The organism is Kitasatospora sp. NPDC004723, assembly GCF_040609255.1.
In the GTDB taxonomy this organism is placed as follows: domain Bacteria; phylum Actinomycetota; class Actinomycetes; order Streptomycetales; family Streptomycetaceae; genus Kitasatospora.
On the sequence record NZ_JBEXJT010000037.1, the window covers coordinates 1,606 to 25,743 of the forward strand.

The window sequence follows — 24,138 nt, forward strand, 5'->3', positions numbered from 1 at the left end:
CGCCGAACAGGAGGCGGTACTAGGCAACCGCCACCCCGGCACTCTGGTCACCCGCAACAACCTCGCAGCCGCCTACCGGGAAGCCGGCGACCTCGACCGCGCCGTCACCCTCTACGAGGCCACCCTCGCCGAACAGGAGGCGGTACTAGGCAACCGCCACCCCGGCACTCTGGTCACCCGCAACAACCTCGCAGCCGCCTACCGGGAAGCCGGCGACCTCGACCACGCCATCACCCTTCACGAGGCCACCCTCGCGCAACACGAACTGGTCCTCGGCGCCACCCACCCCAACACTCTGACCAGTCGGAACAACCTCGCAGCCGCCTATCTGGCACACGGAGACCCTGGTCGGGCCGCGATCCTACTTGAGCACAGTCTCCAGGACGCGGAAAGGATCCTCGGCAAGAGTCACTTGTTGACGACTGCGACTCGAGAGGCCCTCTACACCGCAAACCACAGCAACAGGCTCCCGGGGGACGAATAATGCCTCACGATCCCCCGAAGGCGACAATTATCATTATGCACGTGTACGAGAGTACCGAAAACCTTGCCGACATGATTAGAGAAGTCACAGAGTCAAGCAGGCCCAGAATTAATGAGGCAGAACACGTGGAACACAACACCTACAATAACTACGGGCAAACCGGCGCTGTGGGGCCAAACGCCTCAGTTTCAAACAATACATTTAATCAAGCGTGGGCCCTGCGCCCCCAAGAGCTCGACCTCGGGAAGCTTGCAGTTGACCTAGCAAGTCTGCGCGCCGCCATGCAGACCCAGGCGCAAACCGCCGAGGAGATGATCTCTGCTGGCGATGTTGCCAGGGCCGAGGTCGAGGCCAATCAAGGTGACGGGCAATCCACGCTCACGCATCTCAGGAGCGCCGGAAGGTGGGCTCTCGAAATTGCGAGCAGAATCGGCACCGAAACGGCCATACTGGCCATTTCGCATGCACTTGCGAGCTAGCCGCCATTTCGAGCATTTACAAAGCGCGCCACGAAGGCGCCATTTGACCGAGCAAGACCGGCCACTCCGAACAACACTGCGATCAAGTAATCCTGAGTGCGATTTAGTCTACAGAAAAAGGAGGTGGCGACATGAGCACTGAAAGCGCTCGGCTTGCAGAGCATGCGGGACCATATCTATCGGCAGCAGTCCAAGAATTTGGTGAACGAGCACTGGCCGAATCTGATGAAACCACCAGGAACGCAACCGCCGACCTCGGGCGCCGCATCATCCGATCAGCCTTGCGCCACTGCACTCGGTCCGAGAAATCCGCCTTGGAGGACTCGGTGCGGGATGCCGCTGTACATGCCGACGACCCGGATGCGATTGCAGCGCTGCGCTACCAAATAAAGCGAGCCATGCGAGAGAACCCGGAGCTACAGGAGGAAGTCGCAGCCCTCCTCGCCCCTGCGACAACCGGATCAATCACTATCACAGCATCCGGCGAGCGATCAATTGCCGCGTACACTATTGGGTCAGCCATCACAGGCGATGGCGATCATTTTTCCCGGTAAGAACTCACCCCTTCACGCATTCGATTTCCAGAGTTTTCTGTCATGCCCGTCGCGAGAATATCGCTGCGATCCGCCTTCTTCATGCGGCACGGTCGGACGCCGACACTGCAAACCAGGCGTGGGCACACGACAGTCTTATGGCAGTCCGCCTCGACGGCCGTTCAGGTGCACGCCCACGAACATGCAGAGGATGGTCTCTGCGGATCATGGCGGCAGCATTCACACCGACCGTCGCCCGTCCAGGACGTCTGGATCCCAGCCCGCACAGCCGCCGCGGTGAGTGAGGATGTCCACTTCCATGACCTTCGGCACACCGGGAACACGCTCGCCTTACAGGACGGGGTCAGCGCCTGGGAGCTCATGACCAGGATGGGCCCCAGCAGAGCCCAGGCCGCGCTGACGTACCAGCACATGACCAGCGGCCGAGATCGGGTGATCGCTGGCCGGATGAGCGCAGTGGTCAGGGAAGCACCGGGACAGGGGCATCTGGCACGCGGATGGCACGGCCAGGCTGAGACCCCGGGAACGATCAAGGGCCAGTTCGGGAGGATCCTGCCTCCGAACTGGCCCTTCTCTGCTGTGGGCGCGGACGGTTTCGAACCGCCGACATCTGCTTTGTAAGAGCAGCGCTCTACCGCTGAGCTACGCGCCCCCGGTCGTGCGGGCCCGTTCGGGCGCACGACGAATGCTTAGGGTACCTGGTCCGGGGGGGTGCTGTGGTGCGGGTGGTCGGGGGGTGGGACGGGTGGGGTGCCGGTGGGGTGGGGTGATCGGGAACAATGGTCGGTGGATCAACGGTCGGGAACCAGGGAGCGCGCAGTGAGGGTGGCCGGCGGAGGCGGGCGGGGGCGGCGGTGGCCGGGACGTGCGGTGGCCGAGGCGCTGGTGCTGCCGCTGGTCGTCGCGGGGGCGCTGGGGGCCGCGGGGGCGGCGTCGTTCGGGACCGGCGGGGGCTGGTGGGGGCGGCGCGGCGGGGACGGCATGCGGGCGGACGCCCGGGCGGCGCGGGACGCGGCGCAGCAGGCGTTCTACGACGTGGACTCCGCCCAGCGCGAGGTGCGGCTGGCGGTGGAGACGGTGCGCTCCGCCGGGGACGGGGCGACGGCTCGGCGGGCGGTGGCGGACTTCCAGGCGATCTCCGGCCGGGTCGACCAGGTGACCGTGAACTACCTGGCCGCCCTGGACGCGCACGACCTGGACGCGGAGGACCTGGAGTCCGGGGCGGCGGCCCGCGCCAAGCACCAGTTGGACGACGTGAAGGGGCAGCTCGGCTCGGCGCTCGCGGAGCTGAACGACTTCCTGCGCAAGCTGCAGCCGACGCTGGAACGGGCCGAGCAGCAGCTGATGCGGGTGACCCCGGCGATCGAGCAGGCCAGGCGGGCGCTGCTGGACGCCAGCAACGCGCTGGACGCGGCGCGCGGCGCCGGGCTGCGGGCGGACGGGCCGGCGGCGCGGCTGGCGGAGCTGGCCCCGGAGCTGGGGCGGCTCAACGAGGGTGTCGCGCAGCACGGGGTGCCGGGCACGCTGGAGCGCGCGGAGCGGGTGCGGGAGCGTGCCGAGGCGATCGCGGCGGAGGTCGGGCAGCTGCCGGAGCGGGCCCGGGAGATCGACCGTCGGGTGGCCAGTCTGCGGACCAGGATCCAGGCGCTGGAGACGAAGGCCGCCACGGTGGAGCCGGCGCTGAGCGAGCTGCGCCGGCGGTTCTCCACCGCGTGCTGGCAGGACCTCCAGCGGGTGCCGGACCAGGTCGCGGAGACCGGGCGGGCCGCCGAGGGCAAGCTCGCCGAGGCGGCCCGGGCCCGGGACGAGCAGCGCTGGGCGGACGCCACGGGCGCGCTGGGCACGGTGCGCGCGCTGCTGGACACCGCGGACGGTTCGGTGGTCGCGGTGAACGACCGGCTGCGGCAGCTGAACGAGGTGCAGATCGACCCGAACAAGGAGGTCGAGCGGGCCCGGTTCGCCCTGCGGGACGCCCAGCGGCTGGCGATGGCCGGGCGGCACGCGCCGGATCCGCGGCACGCCGGACCGCTGGACGCCGCGGTGGCGCGGCTGGACCGCGCGGTGGCGGAGCTGGAGTCGGCCGGGCGGCATCCGGACTACTGGCGGTTCCTGACCGAGCTGGCCGCGGTGCGGGAGACGGCGGCGAACGTGGTGGAGCTGATCCGCGGCGAGCTGGGCGGCGGCCACCGCTGACCGGAGCACCGCACGACCACACGACCACTGCACGGCCGCACGGCCTCCACGGCGCGCGGCAACGCGGATACGCTGGCGGACATGCCTCGTTATGACTTCCGCTGCCGCGCCTGTGGCGCCACCTTCGAGCTGCGCCGTGCGATGGCGCAGGCCAACGACCCCGCCGTCTGCCCGCAGGGCCACCAGGACACCGTGAAGCTGCTGTCGACCGTCGCCGTCACCGGCGCGGCCTCCGCCGGCGGCGCGCCGCAGCAGGCCCCCTCGGCCGGTGGCGGCGGGGGCTGCTGCGGCGGCGGCTGCTGCGGCTGATCGGCCGGTCGGCCGGTCGGCCAGGACGGTCCCTAGGACACCCCGACAACGGCGGCGTCCGGCTCGACGGCCTCGCCGCGCACCCGGGCCAGGAAGCGGCGGACGATCTCCTCGCCCGCCGCCACGCCCACCTCGTCGAGGGCGGTGACGCCGGGCGCCGTCCACCCGTTGTCGGCCAGTTCGCCGTGGCCGGGGCGCCAGGCGGCGTCGGCGGCGCGCAGCAGGTCGGCGTCGAGCAGCGAGTCCCCGGCGGAGAGCACGGTGCCCCCGCCCACCCGCCGCACGACCTCGGCCAGCGCCGCGCTCTTGCTGAGCGGCGCCGGCACCGCGTACACCTTGCGCCCCTGCAGCGAGACGCCCCACCCGCGCTCCGCGCACCAGCCGGTGAGCTCGGCGAGCCAGCCCTGCGGCAGTTCGGCGCGCTCGACGACCAGGTAGGCGAAGAGCTCGTCGGCGACCCGCCGCTTGTGCGTCCACTCGGGGTCGGCGCAGAGCGCCAGGTGCTCGACCACCTCGGCCAGCGGCGCCGCCCCGCCGGCCAGCCGGGCGGCCATCTCGTCCTGCCAGTCGACGTCCGGCACACCGTCGACGAGCAGTCGCCCGCCGTTGGCGCAGATGGCGTACGGCGGGACCCAGCCGGGCGTCGGGCCGGGCAGGTTGACCCGCTCGTACTGGGCCCGGGTGCGGGTGGTGGCGGGGACGAGCACCGCTTCCCGGGCGAGTTCGACGAGCAGTTCGGCGGCCTGCTCGGTCATGAACGACAGCGCCTTGCCGTCGTGCACCTCGACCGAGAGCAGGCGCGGCGCGAGCCGGTCCGGCACGTCGAGGGCGAGGGCGCGGTTGGAGTAGATCAGGGTGCGGTCGAGGTCGCTCGCGACGACGAAGCGGCCCGCGGCGCCGCCGTTCATGCCACCGCTCAGGTATCCAGTCATCGGGGCTCAGGACTCCTTCACCAGGACGGCCGTACCGGAGGCGCCGGTGGCACCCCGGGTGTAGCGGGGGTGGATGAGGCCGACGCAGGAGTACGGCAGGTCGTCCACCTCCTCGACCGGGACCCCCCGCTGGGCGGCGAGCAGCCGGACGTGGTCGAGGTCGGCGCCCGCGCCGCGCCGGGCCAGTACCCGCCAGGGGACGCGGCGCAGCATGACCCGGGTGGTCTCGCCGACGCCGGGCTTGACCAGGTTGACGTCGTCGATGCCGAACTCGGCACTGATCCGCTCGACGGCGGCCCAGCCGGCCCAGTCGGGGGCGCGCTCGGCGGCGTGCTCGGGGGCGAGGAAGCGCCCGGCCGCCGCGACGGCCTCGGCCCGGACGTCCGCGAAGTGGTCGACGACGGTGTCCAGGAAGGCGCCGGAGACGTCGGCGCCGGCCAGCTCGGTGTAGTGCTTGGCGCCGTGGAAGTCGTCCGGGCCGATCAGTCCGGCGCGCAGCACGGTGCGCGAGACCAGGCCGGAGACGGTCGAGTTGAGGCAGGCGGAGGGGATCAGGAAGTCGTCCCGGGTGCCGAAGGTGGACACGCAGCGGCCGGGGTCGGCGAGGACGGCGAGGCCGGGGTCGAAGCCGGTTCCGGCGAGCGCCTCGGCGAGTTCGCGGGTGATCGCGCCCTTGCCGGTCCAGCCGTCGACGAACACCACGTCGGCCGCCCGGTGGTGGGCGTCCAGGTAGCGCAGGGCGACCGGGTCGATGCCGCGGCCGCGGACGATGGAGACGGCGTAGTGCGGGGCGTCGACGCCGTGTCCGGCGGCGAGCCAGCGGCGGATCAGGATGCCGACGGGCGTGCCGGCCCGGGCCAGCGAGGCGAGCACCAGGCCGGGGCCGCGTTCGCGCAGCAGGGTCTCGGCGACGGTGCCGACGGCGAGCGCGATCCGGCGGGCGGAGGTCCGCAGGGCCTGGTGGAACAGCTCCTGGTACTCGGGGCTCGGCTGGTACTCGACCGGCAGCGACTCGGCGTAGTGGGCGCCGCCGCTCTGCACGGCCTCCTCGCGCTCCTCGGTGGGGGCCTCCAGGGCGACCTCGGAGAGGTCCTTGAGCAGCCAGGCCACCTCGTCGGCCCGGTAGGAGGAGAACTCCGGGCCGTACAGCGGAGCCGGCAGGGCGCCCGGCCGGTGGGAGGGCAGCACGGCGAGCACCACCCGGTCGGTGACGCGGCGCAGCTGGCCGAGCAGGGCGCGCTCGCCGTGGTGCAGGGCCGGGGTGTCGGCGACGTCGTCGACGACCAGGACCACGGTGTCGAAGCGGCGGGCCGGGTCGGCGCCGGGGGCGACGTTGTAGGCGTAGCGCTCGCGCGAGGAGTCGTCGGCCGGGTCGTCGTGGGCGGGGAAGGCCAGCCGGGTGCGCACGGCGTAGCCGGGGTCGTCGATGGCGAGGACGGGCGAGCGGGTGGTGGTCGAGCTGTGGACGCGGTCCGCGCCGCCGGGGAGCCGTTCGGCGAGGGCGCCGGCCAGCCGCAGCGGCGCGTACATCAGCTCCTCGAAGCCGAGCACCAGCACCCGCCCGCCACCACCGGAGCCCCCGTCGGAGCCCCCGTCGGCGCGCTCCTCGACGCCCTCCTCGATGCCCTCCTCGACGGCCCGGGCCAGCCGGTCGGCGAGGGCCGGCAGCGCCTCCTCCAGCCGCGCCCGGTGCTCCGGGGTGAAGCCGTGCCGCCCGCCGTCGGGCAGCCCGTCCGGCCAGGCCAGGTCGACCCGCACCAGCGGCGCGGCCGGGGCGGCCGGCGGTTCGCACACCGGTCCGGCCTCGGCGATCAGCCGCTCGGCCCGGTCCAGGATGTCCGCGGGCAGTTCGACGCCGCCGTCGGCCAGCGCCACCAGGTCGAGCCGGACACCGAGTTCGGCGGCGGTGTCGGCGAGGCGTCGCCGGTCGGCCTCGCCGCGCAGGTCGACCAGGGCGACCACCACGTAGTGCGCGCGCGGGTGGCGGGCGTGCAGGGCGCGGATGGTGTTGAGCACGGTGGTGCCGGTGGAGAACTCGTCGTCCACCAGGACGAGCGGCCCGTCGCCGGCGAGCAGCCCGGGGTCGGCGGGCAGCAGCAGGTGCGAGGTGGCGTGCGAGTGCTCCTCCTCGAAGCCGCCGAGCGGGGCGAGGCCGGGCACCGGGCGGCGGGTGGAGTGCAGATAGGGGGCGTCCAGCCCGTCGGCGACACTGTGGCCGAGGCCGGTGGCGGTCTCCGCGTAGCCGAGCACGACGGCCCGCGCGAGGGCCTGCCCGTCGAGCGGGCCGAGCAGTTCGCGCACCCGGCGGCCGAGTTCGAGGCCGGCGCCGTGCACCACGGCGGGGCGCTGCGGGACGTGCTTGCCGAGCACGGTGGAGACCAGCAGGTGGGCGCGCTTGCGGTTCTCCCGCAGGGCGAGGCCGACCAGCTCGGGAAGGCGCTCGGAGCCGGTCAGCGCGACGCCGGCCCGCTCGGCGACCCAGCGGCCGGTCCACTCCTGCGCTGCGGTGCGCTCCTGCTCTGCTGCTGTCACGAAGGGGTCCTGCTTTCGGTGGTGCGGTGCGGTGGGCAAGGTGCGGAAGGAGGGGCGGGCCGGTCAGCGGCAGAGGCAGGCCGACAGCAGCTCCGCGAAGCTGACGTCCTCGCGGGCCACCCCGAACACCTCGGCGCGCAGCATCACCCGCTCCGCCCAGGCCCGGTGCGGCTTGGCCTCGTTCATCTTGTTGGTGTACGCCGAGCGCAGCACCCCGCCGCCACCGCGGTCCTGCTGGAGGATGTCCCGGGCGTCGCTGTACTCCTCGTGCGTGACGACGGAGAGCGCGTGCACCGCGGGGACGTGGCTGGGGTGGATGCAGGTCTTGCCCAACAGCCCGTTGGCACGGTCGAGTTCGATCTCGCGGATCAGCCCGTCGAGGTCGTGCTCGATGATCCGCCGGCGGACCGCCTCGCGCGAGGGCTCGGCCTCGGCGAACGGGGTGCGGCGCAGCTGCGGCTTGAACATCCGTTCCTGGACCGGGAAGTACTCCCAGACCGGGCCGGTGACGGTGAAGCCGGTGCCGTCGGCGCGGCCGAGCACATTGACCACGTCGCCGATCACCGAGGCGACCAGGGAGACGTCGTAGGCGGTCAGGTCGGGCGAGCGGCGCAGGCCGTAGGCGGAGCAGAGGTCGGTGACGCCGAGGCGGACGGCGAGGATCCGCTCGCGGTGCTTGTCGAGCAGGCGCGCTATGCCGAACAGCTGGTCCCGGCGGGTCTCCAGGTGGGCGAGCTCGGGGGACTCCAGGACGGGCATGGCGAACAGCCGGTGCCCGGTGCCGGTGGCGGCCTCGGCGAGCGCCTCCAGGAAGTCCCCGCCGCTCTCCTCGGTGAACTTGGGCAGGACGAAGCCGGTGAGCAGGCCGATCGCCGGTCCGAGCCGCTCGGCGAGGTCGGTGAGCTGGGCGGCGGTCCGCACTCTGATGAAGAGGAGGGGAAGATCCTGTGTGCAGCCGGTGGAGACCCCGGCCGCGTCGACACCCTCCGTGACCTCCGCCCACAGCTCGCCGAGCCGGGCCACCAGGTTGGCCTCGGCGTCCGGCACCTCGTGGTCGGCGATGGCGTCCTCCAGGCAGAGGACCATCGAGACGACCCCCTGCGCGGCCTGCTTGCGGATGTCCGCGCGCAGGGTGGGCCGGGTGGCCGGACTGTAGAGCGTGGCACCCAGCGCGGTGGCCAGCACGGCCGGGTCGCCGTTCGGGGCGAACTCCCCGGGGGGCGCGAGAAAGAGCCGGTCGCGGACGTCGTCGGCAAGGTGGCCGAAGTGGCGCAAGGTGCTCTCCTCAGGAGTTCGGCCGCCGGTCCAGCGGGGGCGGGGAGGGGCGGTGACGGGCCCCGGTGCAACACCCGTTCAACCCGCTCGACGGCCGTGGTGGTTCCCGGCCCGGTTCCGGCCGGTCGCCCTCGGCCGCCCCCCGGCGCCTCCCGCCCGCCCATCGTACGGACGGCTCCGGGCACACGCCGGTTCCGCAATGGCGAATTCTCGGAAGGTTACCCTCCACTTCACAAACCGCAAGCGTTGGCAAAGTCCCACCACGGCGCCTCCCCCGGTCACGTTGTCCGAAGGGGTGGCGAACAGGCAGGATGGTCGGCTATGACGCACGTGATGGCCAAGGGCGCCAACATCGCACTGCCGGTGGCGGCGGTCCGCGCCGTGCTGCGCTGGAGCGCCACGCCCGGTGCGCCGGACGTGGACGCCTCCGCACTGCTGCTCGGCCCGGGCGGCAGGGTCCGTTCGGATGCCGACTTCGTCTTCTACAACCAGCCGCGCCACCCGTCCGGACTGGTGCGCCACCTGCCCAAGCAGCAGACCGCCGACGGCGGCGAGATCACCGACACCGTCGAGGCCGAGCTCGGCAAGCTGCCGGCCGACGTCGACCGGGTGGTACTGGCCGGCTCCTCCGAGGGCGGCTCCTTCCGCGCGGTGGGCGGGCTGCGCCTGCAGCTGTTCGACGCCGCGGCCGGCGAGGGCGCACCGGCCCTGGCCGAGTTCGCGATGGCCGACGGCGACGAGGTGACCGCGCTGGTCGCGGGCGAGCTCTACCGCCGGGCGGGCGCCTGGAAGTTCCGGGCCGTCGGCCAGGGGTACGCCTCGGGGCTGATCGGCCTGGCCACCGACTTCGGCATCACCGTCGAGGACGAGGGCGACGCGGGCACCCAGGCGGCGCCGCCCGCCCAGCCCGCCCCGACGGACCCGCGGACCGCACTGCCCGACCCCCGGCCGGCCGGTCGCCCCGAGCCGGGCACCTTCACCCTGGCCCCGGCCGTCCCGCAGCCCGCCGCCGCCCAGGCCGCCCCGGCCCCGGCCGGCGTCCCGGCCAACACGCCCCCGCCGCCGCCCAACCCGCCCACGGTGCCGCCGAACGTCCCGCCGGCCCCGAGCGCGCCCCCCTCCCGGCACCCTGGCTACGGCTACCCGCCGCAGGCCCCGCGCCCGGACGGCTACGCCTACCCCCAGCAGGCCCCGGCACCGGCCCCCGGCTACGGCTACCCCCAGCAGACCCCACAAACGCAGCAGGCCCCACAGACGCAGCAGGCACCGCAGCAGGGCGGCTACGGCTACCCGCCGCCGAACACCGCTCCCCCGGCCCCGCAGCCGGCCCCCGCCGCCGAGGAGTTCGCCCTGCCCCCGCAGGGCCCGCAGTTCCAGCCGCGCTGAGCCGACGCCCCCGCCCCAGCCCCCGGTCGACCCGACCCCGGACGGCCCGGACGGCCCGGGCGCCCCGGTCCCCGGGCCGGGGGCTCACTCGGGCTTGTACCCGCGCTGCCACTGCATCCCGAAGCCGTACAGCCGGTCGATGTCCGCCTGGAACCCGTTGACGTAACGCACCTCGCGCCGCACGGTGAGCGTGTTGTCCCCGGTGTTCTCGATCAGCACCACCGCGCAGGACCGCGCCGCCGGGGCCCGCTCCTCCAGCTTGACCTCGATCCGCGGCCCGGACTGCGGCACGATCGTCACCACCGCGTTGGTCTGGTCGAAGGCGGGCGTGCCGTCGTAGATGTACACGAAGACCAGCAGCCGCTTGAACTGATCCTTCTTCTCCAGGTTGATGTACATCGTCTCGCCGGAGGGCGCGCCGTACTGGTCGTCGCCGCTCAGCTTGACGTACGGCGCGTGCTGGAGGTCCCCCAGGAAGCCGCCGAGCGGCTGCACCACCCCCCGCTTGCCGTCCGTCAGCTCGTACATGCAGGCCAGGTCGAGGTCCACGTTGACCTGCGCGTTCTGCGCCGAGTCCGGCTCCATCGGGCTGAGGATCCGGGGGCTGAAGAACCGTCGCACGGCGTCCCGGGCGGACGCCCGCGGGGCCCCGGCCCTGGTGGTCCAGTGCAGGTTGACGTAGAGGTAGCCGGTGGTCGCCGCCGCCCCAGTGATCGCGTGCTGCGGGGACGACTTGGTCAGGGTGACCTTGAACTGGCCGCCCGTGTCGAGGCTGTTCCGTTCCCCGCGCAGGTACTCCCAAATCGAGGCCATGCCGTCCTCCCCCAGCCCCGCCAGTCGATCTGACGGTCCGCCGCTCCATGATCGGGCATCAACCCGCCCGCCGGGTACCCGAACTCCCCTACCCACCGCCGCTCCGCGGACACCGGCGGGACACCGGCGGGTCGGTTGGCGGGGCGAAGGCCACCTCCCGTACCATGCCGCCACTTCGGACGCGATATCGTCTAGCCGCACAGGTGTCCCGCCCGCCCCCTGTCCCGGGCGCGCCGGGCCACCCGTTCGATCACGACGCTTCGTCAGGCCCGGTCCCGGGGACGGAACCTGACCACCGTGTCGCACTGTGACCTGTCCCCTGCGGAAACCCGAGGCCCGACCCGCAATGAACCTGACCTCCATACAGCTGGTCTGGACCGTCATCGGCGGCGCAGCCCTGCTGTTCACCGCCATCCTGGTGGCGACGCTGCGCTTCAAGAACAACAACCGGAAGCAGGATTCCGGCGACTCCTGGGAGCGCAGCGAGGAGCGGCGCCGGCGCAAGGAGATGATCTACGGGATCTCCTCCTACGTGCTGCTGTTCTGCTGCGCCGGCGTCGCGGCCGCGCTCTCCTTCCACGGCCTGGTCGGCTTCGGCAAGGAGAACCTCGGCCTGTCGAACGGCTGGGAGTACCTCGTCCCGTTCGGTCTGGACGGCGCCGCGATGTTCTGCTCGGTGCTCGCCGTCCGCGAGGCCAGCCACGGTGACGCGGCGCTCGGCTCGCGCCTGCTGGTCTGGGTGTTCGCCATCGCCTCGGCCTGGTTCAACTGGGTGCACGCCCCGCGCGGCATGTCCCACGACGGCGCCCCGGAGTTCTTCTCCGGCATGTCGATCTCGGCCGCGATCCTCTTCGACCGCGCGCTGAAGCAGACCCGCAAGGCCGCGCTGCGCGAGCAGGGCCTGGTGCCGCGCCCGCTGCCGCAGATCCGCATCGTCCGCTGGCTGCGCGCGCCCCGCGAGACCTACGCCGCCTGGTCGCTGATGCTGCTGGAGAACGTCCGCAGCCTGGACGAGGCGGTCGAGGAGGTGCGCGAGGAGCGCCAGGCCAAGCTGGACGCCAAGGTCCGGGCCCGCAGCGCCGACCGCCGCGAGCGTGCCGAGCTGAAGGCCATCTCCCGGCAGTCCGGCGGCATGCTGTCGCGCAACCGCAGTGGCCGCCAGGTGCCCGCCCTCGCCTCCGCCGGAGACGGCCCGAGCGCTACGGAGCCTGCCCTAGCCGCCGAGGCAGACGCTCTCACCACCACCGCCTCCGCGCCGGGCTCCCTGGAGACCGCCCGCCGCCCGCGCGGCACCGCCGGCAGCACCACCGCCCCGGCTTCCTCCTCGGCCTCCTCGGCCTCCTCGTCGTCCTACCGCGGCAGCTCGACCATCGACCTGACGCCGGACGACGACACCCTGTCGATGCCCAAGCTGGACTCGCTGGAGCGCAAGCTGCGCGCCATCGAGCAGCAGCTCGGCTGAGCACCCGCCCCCGCTCGACGCCGAACGGCCGTTCCCCACTCGGAGGGAACGGCCGTTCGGCGTTGTGCTGTGACGTCCTGCGGGGCTACTGGGCGCTGCCCACCAGCTCTCGTTCACCGTCGCCGTCGCCCCCGCCGGTGCCCTCGCGGCGGTTGCGCAGGATCGAGGAGCCGAGGGCGAGGCCGATGAAGGCGACGCCGATCAGGCCGGTGACGATCTCCGGGATGTGGTACTCGATGCCGACCAGCAGGATCACCGAGAGCGCGCCGATCGCGTAGTGCGCGCCGTGCTCCAGGTAGACGTAGTCGTCCAGGGTGCCCTTGCGGACCAGGAACACGGTCAGCGAGCGGATGTACATCGCGCCGATGCCCAGGCCCAGGGTGATCTGGAAGATGTCGCTGGAGATCGCGAACGCGCCGACCACGCCGTCGAAGGAGAACGACGCGTCCAGGACCTCCAGGTAGAGGAAGAGGAAGAACGCGGCCTTGCCGCCGACCTGGACGATCGACTTGCCGGACTTCTCCGCCGCCTCCTCCTTCTCGGCCTCCTCCTCCAGGCCCGACTCGAAGATCGAGGAGAGCCCGTTGACCGCGAGGTAGGTGACGAGGCCGAGCACACCGGCGAGCAGGACCGTTTCGGCGTGCTCACCCGCGAAGAAGTTGGACGCCAGCAGCAGGGTGACCAGGGCGACGACCGTCGAGAAGGCCTCCAGCTTGCCGACCTTCTCCAGCGGGCGCTCGATCCAGGCCAGCCAGTTGTAGTCCTTCTCCTCGAAGATGAAGTCGAGGAAGATCATCAGCAGGAAGATGCCGCCGAAGGCCGCGATGGCCGGGTTGGCGGCCTCCAGGTACTGGCCGTACGTGGAGCCGTTGTAGGTCTTGTCGCTGTTCAGCGCGAGGTCGATGACCGTCGCCGGGTTGAGGTGCGCGGTGAGGCCGACGACCAGCAGCGGGAAGATCAGCCGCATGCCGAACACGGCGATCAGCACACCGACGGTGAGGAAGATCTTCTGCCAGTACTGGTTCATCCGCTTCAACACCGTGGCGTTGACCACCGCGTTGTCGAACGAGAGGGAGATCTCCAGGATGGAGAGGATCAGCACGATGCCGAATCCCTCCGCCCCCCAGAGCAGGCCTGCGGCGATCAGTCCGAGAACGGTGATCGCGAATGACCAGCCGAATGTGCGGAGGAACACGGGACTTGGTTACCTTTCGGATTCAGGGCGCGACGATCATGACGATCGCGGCCTTTACTGTACGTTTACGCCGAAATCGAGAGCAATGCCCCGCAGACCGGACGCGTAGCCCTGGCCCACCGCGCGGAACTTCCACTCGCCCGCGTACCGGTACAGCTCGCCGAAGATCATCGCGGTCTCGCTGGACGCGTCCTCGGTGAGGTCGTAGCGGGCGATCTCCTGGCCGTCCACCGAGTTCACCACCCGGATGTACGCGTTGCGGACCTGGCCGAAGTTCTGCGCCCGGTTCTCGGCGTCGTAGATGGACACCGGGAAGACGACCTTGTCGACCTGCGCCGGCACGAGGTCCAGGTTCACCAGGACCACCTCGTCATCGCCGTCGCCGTCACCGGTGAGGTTGTCACCGGTGTGCTCGACCGAGCCCTCGGGGCTCTTGAGGTTGTTGTAGAAGACGAAGTACTCGTCACCCAGGACCCGGTTGTTCGAGCAGAGCAGCGCACTCGCGTCGAGGTCGAAGGGCGCGCCGGTCGTCGACCGGGCGTCCCAGCCGAGACCGATCTGCACCTGCGTCAGGTTCGGCGCGGCCTTCGTCAGCGAGACGTTGCCGCCCTTGGCGAGCGTGACACTCATGGCTTGTCCTTCCTCCCATGCCTCCCGGGGCGCATCTCAGGTCTATTCCCCCGCGGCCCCGGCCGGCCCCTTCCGGCCGGCTGAACTTTCCTGAACTCCCATCCTTCCAGTGGTCCGGGAACGACGGAACGGCCGGGGCGGTCGCCGACGCCCTCGCGTCCGCGGCCGCCCCGGCCGTTCGTACTGCTGCTACGGGCCGTCACCGGCCCCGCCCGACTAGACGTTGACGCCGAAGTCCTGGGCGATGCCGCGCAGGCCGGAGGCGTAGCCCTGGCCGATCGCGCGGAACTTCCACTCGGCGCCGCTGCGGTACAGCTCGCCGAAGACCATCGCCGTCTCGGTGGAGGCGTCCTCGGTGAGGTCGTACCGGGCCAGCTCCTTGTTGTCGAGCTGGTTCACCACGCGGATGAACGCGTTGCGGACCTGGCCGAAGTTCTGCGACCGGTTCTCGGCGTCGTAGATGGACACCGGGAAGACGATCTTCTGCACGTCGGCCGGCACGGTCGCCAGGTTGACCTTGATCGCCTCGTCGTCGCCCTCGCCCTCACCGGTGAGGTTGTCACCGGTGTGCTCGACCGAGCCGTCGGGGCTCTTGAGGTTGTTGAAGAAGACGAAGTTGCCGTCCGCGCCGACCTTGCCCTGGTCGTTGCAGAGCAGGGCACTGGCGTCCAGGTCGAAATCCGTGCCCGTGGTGGTGCGGACGTCCCAGCCGAGGCCGACCACTACGGCGGTCAGGCCCGGGGCCTCCTTGGTGAGCGAGACATTGCCGCCCTTGCTCAGGCTGACACCCACTTGTCCTCCAAGATTCGGGAGGCACTGCTCGGTGCCCCCGTGGTGCGGTCCGAGGCTCCGACGGCGCACCGTCCGAGCCTCTGACCAGCCAACGAGCCGATCGTAGTGCGGGGTTCCCGTCCGCGCCGGGGAACCGGCCCGAAGCGGGCGGGGCGAAGCCCGCGGCGGTGGCTCAGAGGGCGCCGAGCGCCGTCAGGTACTCCTGCTCGTCCCGGGCGTCCGGCAGGCCGTTCACGACGCTCCAGCGGACCACGCCGGCCTTGTCGATGACGAAGGTGCCGCGCACCGCGCAGCCCTTCTCCTCGTCGAAGACGCCGTAGGCGCGGGAGACCTCGCCGTGCGGCCAGAAGTCGGAGAGCAGCGGGAACTCCAGGCCCTCCTGGTCGGCGAAGACCCGCTGGCTGAAGGGCGCGTCGTTGGACACGCCGAGCACCTGGACCTCGTCGTTCTGCAGCCGCGGCAGCTCCTTCTGGATCGCGCAGACCTCGCCGGTGCAGACACCGGTGAACGCGAACGGGTAGAAGACCACGACGACGTTCTTCTCGCCCCGGAAGTCGGAGAGCCGGACCGACTCGCCGTGCTGGTTCCTGAGCTCGAAGTCCGGAGCCTCGGTGCCGATCTCGATGGCCATGCGGGGACCTTTTCCACTCGACGCGACTGGGCCGCGCGGGTGGCGCGACGAGCGCCATCCTCGCATCCACCGGTGGCGGCTGGTCCGGACGGGTGAGCGCTGCGCCGTCCGGGGCCACCGCTTTCGCCCTGGGCGAACGGTTCGGCCGTCCGGGCGCCCCGCCCCCGGCGCGCAGACGGCGGGGCGCCCGCCGGAAAACGACCGGGCCCCGCCGGAGGATGCTCCGGCGGGGCCCGGTGAGGCCCGTCAGGCGGCGCTCAGCGCTTGCTCTGCTTGGCGGTCGACTTGGTCGCCAGGCGGGTCGCGGCCCAGTCCTTGGCGATCGCGATCGAGCTGGTCTGGGAGAGACCGGAGGTCTTCGCCGCGTCGGCGATGTCCGAGGCCTCGATGTGGCCGTCGCGGCCCGTCTTGGGCGTCAGCAGCCAGATCAGGCCGCCCTCCGCCAGGTATTCCAGGGCGTCGACGAGGGCGTCGGTGAGGTCCCCGTCGTCGTCGCGGTGCCACAGCAGGACGGCGTCGGCGACGTCGTCGTAGTCCTCGTCGACGAGATCCGTCCCGGTGATCTCCTCGATGCCCTCGCGGAGGTCCTGGTCAGTGTCTTCGTCGTACCCCAGCTCCTGGATGATCTGGCCTTCTTCGAAGCCGAGACGAGCTGCCGGGTTGGACTTGTCCGCGGGGTCCGCGGTCGCGCTCACGGGAATAACCTCCAGTATTCGGCCCGGCGTCCATGCCGAGGCTGTGGCCGTAGTCCACACGGGCGCGGCGGTTCGCGCAAGTACCCGACCCCCGATCCCCTCCAAAGGTTGACGTGTCGCGCCGGGACACGCCGGGCGACGTGTCGGGAATCACACCGATTTGCCCTTCTCTGCACAGGACAAGGATGCTTCGGGAGGTCCTGGTCCACAGGCCGTACGCACGCCCGAGATGCGAACGGCATTCGGGTCCGCGCGTGCGCGGGCGTAGAGTCTCCTGTTGGCCCTCACCCCGGCCGTCCGCCATCGGACGGGCGGGAAACCAGGTCGGACCACCTCTGTTCGTAACACCCGGGGGTGCGCGGCCCGGACAACGCTGTCCGAACCGCACATCACCAGACCGCTCCTTCTGTCAGGGAGAGCGGTTACCGATCGGTAGAGATGACGGATCTCCGAGCGCGGTAGCACGATGGAGGCGGCGCGACACACCTCAGTTTCGACCGACAGTGAAGGAACAGCGTGGCTTCCGGATCCGATCGCAACCCGATCATCATTGGCGGCCTTCCGAGTCAGGTCCCGGACTTCGATCCCGAGGAGACCGCGGAATGGCTGGAGTCGCTCGATGCGGCCATCGACGAGCGGGGGCGTGAGCGTGCCCGCTACCTGATGCTGCGGCTGATCGAGCGCGCCCGCGAGAAGCGTGTCGCCGTGCCCGAGATGCGCAGCACGGACTACGTCAACACCATCGCCACCAAGGACGAGCCGTTCTTCCCCGGCAACGAGGAGATCGAGCGCAAGATCCTGAACGCGACCCGCTGGAACGCCGCGGTGATGGTCTCCCGGGCGCAGCGCCCGGGCATCGGCGTGGGTGGCCACATCGCCACCTTCGCCTCCTCCGCGTCGCTCTACGACGTCGGCTTCAACTACTTCTTCCGCGGCAAGGACGCCGAGGGCGAGTCCGGCGACCAGATCTTCTTCCAGGGCCACGCCTCCCCCGGCATCTACGCCCGCGCCTTCCTGCTGGACCGGCTCAGCGAGCAGCAGCTCGACGCCTTCCGCCAGGAGAAGTCGAAGGCCCCGTACGGCCTCTCCAGCTACCCGCACCCGCGGCTGATGCCGGACTTCTGGGAGTTCCCGACCGTCTCGATGGGCCTCGGCCCGCTCGGCGCGATCTACCAGGCCCGGATGAACCGCTACCTGGAGCACCGCGGCATCAAGGACACCTCCGCCTCGCACGTCTACGCCTTCCTCGGCGACGGCGAGATGGACGAGCCCGAGTCGCTCGGCCAGCTGTCGCTGGCCGCCCGCGAGGGCCTGGACAACCTGACCTTCGTGGTCAACTGCAACCTGCAGCGCCTCGACGGCCCGGTCCGCGGCAACGGCAAGATCATCCAGGAGCTGGAGTCGCAGTTCCGCGGCGCCGGCTGGAACGTCATCAAGCTGGTCTGGGACCGCAGCTGGGACCCGCTGCTCGCGCAGGACCGCGACGGCGTCCTGGTGAACAAGCTGAACACCACGGTGGACGGCCAGTTCCAGACCTACGCCACCGAGTCCGGCGCGTACATCCGCGACAACTTCTTCGGCGGCGACCTGCGGCTGCGCAAGATGGTCGAGTCGATGACCGACCAGCAGATCCAGCACCTGGGCCGCGGCGGCCACGACCACCGCAAGATCTACGCGGCGTTCAAGGCGGCCCGCGAGCACAAGGGCCAGCCGACCGTCATCCTGGCGCAGACCGTCAAGGGCTGGACGCTGGGCCCCAACTTCGAGGGCCGCAACGCCACCCACCAGATGAAGAAGCTGACGGTCGAGGACCTGAAGCGCTTCCGCGACCGGCTGCACCTGCCGATCACCGACAAGCAGCTCGAGGAGGGCTACCCGCCCTACTACCACCCGGGCCGCGACTCGGAAGAGATCCAGTACATGCACGACCGCCGCGAGGAGCTGGGCGGCTACGTGCCGACCCGCAAGGTGCGCCCGCGCAAGCTGGAGCTGCCGGGCGACGACGCGTACAAGGCGGTCAAGAAGGGCTCCGGCAACCAGACCATCGCCACCACCATGGCGTTCGTCCGGCTGCTCAAGGACCTCATGCGGGACAAGGGGATCGGCAACCGCTTCGTGCCGATCGCGCCCGACGAGTACCGCACCTTCGGCATGGACTCGCTGTTCCCGTCGGCGAAGATCTACAACCCGCTCGGCCAGACCTACGAGTCGGTCGACCGCGAGCTGCTGCTGGCGTACAAGGAGTCGCCCACCGGTCAGATGCTGCACGACGGCATCTCCGAGGCCGGCTGCACCGCCTCGCTGATCGCCGCCGGCTCGGCCTACGCCACCCACGGCGAGCCGCTGATCCCGGTCTACGTCTTCTACTCGATGTTCGGGTTCCAGCGCACCGGCGACCAGTTCTGGCAGATGGCCGACCAGCTGGCCCGCGGCTTCGTGCTCGGTGCCACCGCCGGCCGCACCACGCTGACCGGTGAGGGCCTGCAGCACGCCGACGGCCACTCGCACCTGCTGGCCTCGACCAACCCGGGCGTCGTCGCGTACGACCCCGCGTACGGCTTCGAGATCGCGCACATCGTCCAGGACGGTCTGCGCCGGATGTACGGCTCCAGCGAGGAGCACCCGACCGGCGAGGACGTGTTCTACTACCTCACCGTCTACAACGAGCCGATCAAGATGCCGGCCGAGCCCGAGAACGTGGACGTCGAGGGCATCCTCAAGGGCCTGCACAAGTACGCCGCCGGCACCGCCGGCCAGATCCCGGCGCAGATCCTCGCCTCCGGCGTGGCCGTGCCGTGGGCCCTGGAGGCCCAGCGGATCCTGGCCGAGGAGTGGAACGTCAAGGCCGACGTCTGGTCCGCGACCTCCTGGAACGAGCTGCGCCGCGAGGCGGTGGAGGCCGAGGAGTTCAACCTGCTGCACCCCGAGGAGCAGCAGCGCGTCCCGTACGTGACCGCCAAGCTCCAGGGCGCCGAGGGTCCGTTCGTCGCGGTGTCCGACTGGATGCGCGCGGTGCCGGACCAGATCTCCCGCTGGGTGCCGGGCCAGTGGCAGTCGCTGGGTGCCGACGGCTTCGGCTTCGCCGACACCCGCGGTGCGGCCCGTCGCTTCTTCCACATCGACGCGCAGTCCGTCGTGCTGGCCGTGCTCACCGAGCTGGCCAAGCAGGGCAAGCTCGAGCGCAGCGTGCTGAAGGACGCGATCGACCGCTACCAGCTGCTCGACGTGGCGGCGGCCGACCCGGGCGCCGCGGGCGGCGACGCCTGAGCCGGTAGCCGGAACCGGTAGTACCACCGAGGGGCCGGTCCTCCCGCCGTGTGCGGGAGGACCGGCCCCTCGGCCTTTCCCGGCGCGACCGCGGCCTTCCGGTGTGACTCCGGCCACATCGACTTGAATCTCACACCGGTGTCAGCTCCTAGGCTCGTCCCGACGAACCGGACCAGCCGAGGAGGGTCACCGATGACCGCCGCCCACCCCCAGCCCGCCGACGGCGGGAACGACTACAACCGCAAGGTGATCACCGAGTTCCGGGCGGCCGAGGGCGTGGTCGGCGGCGACTTCGCCGGCAAGACCCTGCTGCTGCTCACCACCCGCGGCCGGCGCAGCGGCGAGTCCCGCACCACCCCGCTGGTGTACCTGAAGGACGACGGGCGGGTGATCGTCTTCGCGCTGAACGGCGGCGCGCCGGCCGACCCGGCCTGGTACCGCAACCTCGCCGCCATCCCCGAGGTCACCGTCGAGCTCGGCGCGGACACCTTCGCCGCGCGGGCCGTTCCGCTCGACGCGGCCGAGCACGAGGCCGTCTGGGCCCGGCAGATCGCGGTGGAGCCGCTGTTCGCGGAATTCCGCGCCCGAACCACCCGTGTGGTGCCGCTGGTGGAGCTGCGCCCGGCCGGCTGAGCCGGGACGGCGCCGAGGACGGTGCCGGTTCCCTCTTAACCTTCCCGAGAGTCACGCTTAAGGTGTCTTTCCAGGGGGCGAGGGGAGGGGGCCGGTATCGTGCGCGGACCGAGAACGGGGGCCTTCCCCCTGGCATTGCTGGTCGGGGTGACGACCGGCGCCCTGCTGTCCCAGTTGCTGCCCGCTCCCGAGGAGCTCGGCGGGCCGTCGGTGGCCCTGCCGGCCGCCCCGGACCGGGGACTGGTCGAGCTGCTGCCGGGGCCGGCGGTCCCCGCACCCGGACCCGGCGTGCCGTCCGGCGCGGACCCCGGCGCCGTCGCGCCGCCCGCACCCGCCGACCCGGGGGCCGGGGCGTCCGCGCCGCCGGCCGTCCCGTCCGGACCCGGCCGTGAGCCGGCCGCGCCGAGTGCCCCGCCGGGCCGGACCCCGGCCGGGCCCGGGCCGGCCGTCGGGCTCGTCTCCGCCGAGGTGCAGCCGTCCGCGCCGGCGACCGGCCCCGCCGCGCCGCCGCGGCCGGCCCCCCCGACGTCCCCGGCCGCCCCGCCCCCGCCGCCCGTGGCGGGCCCGGGCCCGGGAGGACCGGCGGGCACGACGGGCTCCCCAGGCACCACAGGCACCGTGCCGACGGCCACCGGGACCGCGGCCGACCCGGCGCCCCGGCCCACCGCGACCGCCCCCGGCCCGCCGCCCGGCGGCGGCAACCACTTCGGCCCCACCCAAGTGCTCCCCTCCCCCAGCCCCTCGGCGTCCCTCTCCGAGGAGGAGTACTGGCAGCGGGCCGAGCAGTGCTGGGCCGCCGCCGAGACCGACCCCACCCTGAACTGCCCGACCTCCTGACGCCGGAAGGCCCGTGGGCCCCGGACCGTGCGTACGTGCGTACGGTCCGGGGCCCACGGGCCGACGGGCGGGGCTGCGGGTACGTCAGATGTGGACCGCGGGGCCGGCGTCGGTGGTGCCGCGGCGGGTCAGCAGGCCGAGCACGGCGGCGGCGAAGGCGACCACCGAGGCGACCGCGAAGGCCAGCGACATGCCGCTGACGAAGGAGTCGTGGACGGCCCCGGCCATCGCGTCGACCACCTGCTGCGGGGTGCCGGCCGGCGCCGGCGGGGCGAGGCCGAGCTGGGCGGCCTGGTTGAGGCCCTCGGACTGCGCCGGGTCCACCGGCGGCAGGCCCGCGTCGGCCCACTTGCCGGGCAGCGTGTCCTTGACCCGGGCGGCCATCAGCGCGCCCAGCACGGCGGTGCCGAGGCTGCCGCCGACCTGCATCGCGGACTGCTGGAGTCCGCCGGCGACGCCGGAGAGCTCCAGCGGCGCGTTGCCGACGATGACCTCGGTGGCGCCGACCATGACCGGGCTGATGCCCAGGCCCATCAGCACGAACCAGAGCGCCATCGCGCCGTTGCCGGAGCCGGCGTCCAGGGTGGACATGCCGAACATCGCGGTGGTGGTGATCAGCATGCCGGCCACGATCGGGATCCGCGGGCCCAGCTTGCCGATCGCGATCCCCGCCACCGGCGAGCCGATGATCATCATGCCGGTCATCGGCAGCAGGTGGACGCCCGCCTCGACCGGCGTCATGCCGTGCACGTTCTGCAGCCATAAAGACACACGGTCAAAAGTTTGAGCTTCTGCCTGTGTCACCTTCTGCAACCAGATAGACACATGAGAAAAAGTTACGTAGGGTCACCGTCATGCCTGTGAGTAAGACCCGCCCCCGTCGCCCCCGCGCTCGATCCCGATCCACAGCCGACCGACTCGCCTACGACGTTGAGGCCGAGTGGTCAGCCGCCGACCTCGCACTCCTGGCGGAGTTGCAGGCCGCAGAGGAGCTGTTGCCGGACGACGCCCCGAGGGGGCTTCTCTCGGTCCGTCTCTCGGTCTGGACTGAGGACACCACCTCACCTGTCCGCCAGGAGCTAGACCTACGGGTTTTGGCCCGCGAAATGGGCGTGCGGGTGGTCGGGGTCGCGAGCGACCTCAACGTGTCCGCCACGAAGGTGCCACCGTGGAAGCGGAAGCAGTTGGGCGACTGGCTGAACAACCGGGCGCCGGAGTTTGACGTCCTGCTGTTCTGGAAGCTGGATCGCTTCGTCCGCCGGCTCAGCGACCTCGGGACCATGATTCGATGGTGTGACAAGCATCACAAGAACTTGGTGTCGAAGAACGACCAGATCGACCTAACGACCACAGCCGGCCAGGTGATGGTGACGATCATCGGCGGTATCGCCGAGATCGAGACCGCCAACACCAGCGTTCGGGTCACCAGCCTTTGGGACTACACAAAGACTCAGAGTGAGTGGCTGATCGGCAAACCCGTGTGGGGCTACTACATCGATGAGGACGACGCGGGCAATCTCATCTTGAGTATCGATCCCGAAATTCATCGGGCCCTTCACTGGTGCCGAAACCGGGCACTGCGGGGCGGCTCCGCCAATCGAATGCGCAACACCCTCGTACGAGCCGGACTCGCTACCGAAAGCCTTAAGACCTCATCGCTCCTCCGCATCTTCCGCAACCCAGCTCTAATGGGATACCGGACCGAGATTGACCAAGCCACCAAGAAGGCCGTCCCCGTTCTTGACCGGAACGGGAATCCCATCAAGGTGGCGGAGGGTATTTTCACAGAGGACGAATTCGCCACCTTCGGGGTCGCATTGGATTCCCGAAGTCGAAAGAAGGTAGCTCAGCCATCAGGAGACACAAAATTCCTCGGCGTCATGGTTTGCGAGGACTGCACTACTAATATCACGGTGAAGACCACCCGAAACAAGTGGGGAACCTACCCGTATCTCAGATGCCAAAAGTGCAAGGGAGGCGGAATGGGAATCCCCAACCCCATGGAGGTCTACGAAGAAGTAGTGACCAATGTGCTGGATGCGATCGGAGACTTCCCAGTCCAGACCCGGGAATACGCTCAGGGCGGTTCCGCACGTGCGGAACAGAAGCGCCTACAGGACTCAGTGGCCTACTACATGACGGGCCTTGAGCCCGGTGGCAAGTTCACGCGCACCCGGTTTACTAAAGAGCAAGCCGAACAGACGCTTGACACGCTCCTGGAAAAGCTTGAAGCCATCGACCCTGCATCGACCCAGGATCGATGGGTGTATGTCCATAACGGACGGACTTTCCGAGAGCAGTGGGAAACCACTGGGATACAGGGCATGGCTGCTGATCTCGTGCGAGTCGGCATCAAGTGCATCGTCACCAGGACGAAGAGTCCCGACGACGGGGCCAAGGCAGTGAAGTTGAAGCTCCAGATCCCGAAGGACGTAAGGGCCCGCCTTGTGATCCGAACAGACGAGTTCGCGGAAGAGTTCGAGGGTAAGTAGCGAAAAGGCCCCCTGCCGATGGCAGGGGGCCTTTTCAGAGCTTGCTCGGGTCGTACGTCTCTTCCGTGCCGTCCTCGTCTACGATGACGATCTCGATGGTGATGATCACGGCGCCAGCTCCTTGGTCTGGTCGCCGGCCTTCCAGACCACGCGGGCGACACCGACCCCTTGGATCAGCTTCAGGCAGCTCCCACAGGGCTCCCACGTGACGTAGAGGGTGGCGCCCTGGCGGTCTTCCGGACGGGACCAAAGGATCGCGTTCCACTCGGCGTGGTACTCGATGCACCCCTCGTAGCTGGAGCCGTGTGGGGCCGCTGAGAGGCACCGATCGCACCCGCCTGCCTTGCAGCTCACCTGACCCGGTCCGGAGCCGTTGTAGCCCGTGCTGAGGACCCTGCGATCCCCGCCCACCAGGACCGCGCCAACCAGCTTCCGCATGCAGTCTCCGCGGGCGCTGACAGCCTGTGCCAGGCCAAGGAAATAGCAGTCCCAGCAGGGACGGGCCCAAGGCTTCCCGAAGCCTCTGTGATGGCAGCTCACGGCCTCT

General features: G+C 70.7%; 21 protein-coding genes, 1 tRNA gene and 1 pseudogene. 11 read left to right on the forward strand and 12 right to left on the reverse strand.

All coding sequences use genetic code 11. The features are described 5' to 3' along the window. The 3 genes from ABZW10_RS28030 to ABZW10_RS28040 form a co-directional block, all read left to right on the forward strand. The coding region (locus ABZW10_RS28030) for a tetratricopeptide repeat protein (protein WP_355370967.1) at window positions 1-484 on the forward strand (484 nt) is incomplete at its 5' end. A gap of 41 nt (window positions 485-525) precedes the next feature. Continuing rightward, the gene (locus ABZW10_RS28035; protein WP_355370970.1) at window positions 526-963 is read left to right on the forward strand and encodes a hypothetical protein; all 438 of its coding nucleotides are present in this window, start codon (window positions 526-528) and stop codon (window positions 961-963) included. 131 nt (window positions 964-1,094) lie between these two features. Next, the gene (locus tag ABZW10_RS28040) at window positions 1,095-1,517 is read left to right on the forward strand and encodes a hypothetical protein (RefSeq protein ID WP_355370972.1); all 423 of its coding nucleotides are present in this window, start codon (window positions 1,095-1,097) and stop codon (window positions 1,515-1,517) included. Between the two features lie 580 nt (window positions 1,518-2,097). On the opposite strand, the gene ABZW10_RS28045 is transcribed toward ABZW10_RS28040, so the two are convergent. Continuing rightward, a tRNA-Val gene (locus tag ABZW10_RS28045) sits at window positions 2,098-2,169 on the reverse strand. A gap of 218 nt (window positions 2,170-2,387) precedes the next feature. On the opposite strand from ABZW10_RS28045, the gene ABZW10_RS28050 reads away from it, so the two are divergent. Together ABZW10_RS28050 and ABZW10_RS28055 are read left to right on the forward strand one after the other, a co-directional pair. Beyond that, on the forward strand, window positions 2,388-3,710 hold the full coding sequence (locus ABZW10_RS28050; RefSeq protein ID WP_355370975.1) for a hypothetical protein: 1,323 nt from the start codon (window positions 2,388-2,390) through the stop codon (window positions 3,708-3,710). Between the two features lie 81 nt (window positions 3,711-3,791). After that, window positions 3,792-4,019 carry a zinc ribbon domain-containing protein gene (locus tag ABZW10_RS28055; RefSeq protein ID WP_355370978.1) on the forward strand — a complete coding sequence of 76 codons (228 nt, stop codon included), beginning with the start codon at window positions 3,792-3,794 and terminating at the stop codon, window positions 4,017-4,019. A gap of 32 nt (window positions 4,020-4,051) precedes the next feature. On the opposite strand, the gene ABZW10_RS28060 is transcribed toward ABZW10_RS28055, so the two are convergent. From ABZW10_RS28060 to ABZW10_RS28070, 3 genes are all read right to left on the reverse strand, one after another. Continuing rightward, window positions 4,052-4,951, reverse strand: coding sequence for an HAD family hydrolase (locus tag ABZW10_RS28060; RefSeq protein WP_355370980.1), 900 nt, complete (start codon window positions 4,949-4,951; stop codon window positions 4,052-4,054). Window positions 4,952-4,957: 6 nt separating this feature from the next. Beyond that, window positions 4,958-7,483 (reverse strand): phosphoribosyltransferase, encoded by a 2,526-nt coding sequence (locus tag ABZW10_RS28065; protein ID WP_355370983.1) that lies wholly within the window; start codon window positions 7,481-7,483, stop codon window positions 4,958-4,960. Window positions 7,484-7,546: 63 nt separating this feature from the next. Then, window positions 7,547-8,758 (reverse strand): HpcH/HpaI aldolase/citrate lyase family protein, encoded by a 1,212-nt coding sequence (locus ABZW10_RS28070; RefSeq protein ID WP_355370986.1) that lies wholly within the window; start codon window positions 8,756-8,758, stop codon window positions 7,547-7,549. A gap of 321 nt (window positions 8,759-9,079) precedes the next feature. Between ABZW10_RS28070 and ABZW10_RS28075 the strand changes: the two genes are divergently transcribed. Beyond that, a complete protein-coding gene (locus tag ABZW10_RS28075) occupies window positions 9,080-10,144 on the forward strand; it encodes a TerD family protein (RefSeq protein WP_355370989.1) in 1,065 nt (354 codons plus the stop codon). Between the two features lie 84 nt (window positions 10,145-10,228). Here the strand turns inward: ABZW10_RS28075 and ABZW10_RS28080 are convergent, their stop codons facing one another. Beyond that, entirely contained in the window at window positions 10,229-10,957 is a 729-nt protein-coding gene (locus ABZW10_RS28080; protein WP_355370992.1) for a Tellurium resistance, read from the reverse strand. Window positions 10,958-11,303: 346 nt separating this feature from the next. Here ABZW10_RS28080 and ABZW10_RS28085 point away from each other — a divergent pair, with 346 nt between their 5' ends. Beyond that, a complete protein-coding gene (locus ABZW10_RS28085; protein WP_355370993.1) occupies window positions 11,304-12,419 on the forward strand; it encodes a DUF2637 domain-containing protein in 1,116 nt (371 codons plus the stop codon). 85 nt (window positions 12,420-12,504) lie between these two features. On the opposite strand, the gene ABZW10_RS28090 is transcribed toward ABZW10_RS28085, so the two are convergent. The 5 genes from ABZW10_RS28090 to ABZW10_RS28110 form a co-directional block, all read right to left on the reverse strand. Continuing rightward, entirely contained in the window at window positions 12,505-13,614 is a 1,110-nt protein-coding gene (locus ABZW10_RS28090; protein ID WP_355370996.1) for a DUF475 domain-containing protein, read from the reverse strand. Window positions 13,615-13,668: 54 nt separating this feature from the next. Next, entirely contained in the window at window positions 13,669-14,244 is a 576-nt protein-coding gene (locus tag ABZW10_RS28095) for a TerD family protein (RefSeq protein WP_355370999.1), read from the reverse strand. Between the two features lie 216 nt (window positions 14,245-14,460). Then, on the reverse strand, window positions 14,461-15,036 hold the full coding sequence (locus tag ABZW10_RS28100) for a TerD family protein (protein ID WP_355371002.1): 576 nt from the start codon (window positions 15,034-15,036) through the stop codon (window positions 14,461-14,463). 172 nt (window positions 15,037-15,208) lie between these two features. After that, window positions 15,209-15,667, reverse strand: a complete 459-nt coding sequence (locus ABZW10_RS28105; protein ID WP_355371004.1) for a peroxiredoxin — start codon at window positions 15,665-15,667, stop codon at window positions 15,209-15,211. 257 nt (window positions 15,668-15,924) lie between these two features. Next, a complete protein-coding gene (locus ABZW10_RS28110; RefSeq protein WP_355371007.1) occupies window positions 15,925-16,362 on the reverse strand; it encodes a DUF3052 domain-containing protein in 438 nt (145 codons plus the stop codon). Window positions 16,363-16,878: 516 nt separating this feature from the next. Between ABZW10_RS28110 and aceE the strand changes: the two genes are divergently transcribed. The 3 genes from aceE to ABZW10_RS28125 all read left to right on the forward strand — a co-directional run bounded on the left by aceE (window position 16,879) and on the right by ABZW10_RS28125 (window position 21,099). Beyond that, window positions 16,879-19,629, forward strand: coding sequence for a pyruvate dehydrogenase (acetyl-transferring), homodimeric type (aceE, locus tag ABZW10_RS28115; RefSeq protein WP_355371010.1), 2,751 nt, complete (start codon window positions 16,879-16,881; stop codon window positions 19,627-19,629). Window positions 19,630-19,821: 192 nt separating this feature from the next. Further along, complete coding sequence (locus ABZW10_RS28120; protein ID WP_355371013.1) at window positions 19,822-20,262, forward strand: nitroreductase/quinone reductase family protein; 441 nt, start codon at window positions 19,822-19,824, stop codon at window positions 20,260-20,262. A 99-nt stretch (window positions 20,263-20,361) separates the two neighbouring features. Then, entirely contained in the window at window positions 20,362-21,099 is a 738-nt protein-coding gene (locus ABZW10_RS28125) for a hypothetical protein (RefSeq protein WP_355371016.1), read from the forward strand. A gap of 84 nt (window positions 21,100-21,183) precedes the next feature. On the opposite strand, the pseudogene ABZW10_RS28130 reads toward ABZW10_RS28125, so the two are convergent. Next, a pseudogene (locus tag ABZW10_RS28130) lies at window positions 21,184-21,870 on the reverse strand (MFS transporter); the annotation flags it as partial. Window positions 21,871-21,953: 83 nt separating this feature from the next. On the opposite strand from ABZW10_RS28130, the gene ABZW10_RS28135 reads away from it, so the two are divergent. Further along, complete coding sequence (locus tag ABZW10_RS28135) at window positions 21,954-23,591, forward strand: recombinase family protein (protein ID WP_355371019.1); 1,638 nt, start codon at window positions 21,954-21,956, stop codon at window positions 23,589-23,591. 105 nt (window positions 23,592-23,696) lie between these two features. On the opposite strand, the gene ABZW10_RS28140 is transcribed toward ABZW10_RS28135, so the two are convergent. Further along, window positions 23,697-24,131, reverse strand: coding sequence for a deaminase (locus ABZW10_RS28140; RefSeq protein ID WP_355371022.1), 435 nt, complete (start codon window positions 24,129-24,131; stop codon window positions 23,697-23,699). Between the last annotated feature and the right edge of the window lie 7 nt (window positions 24,132-24,138).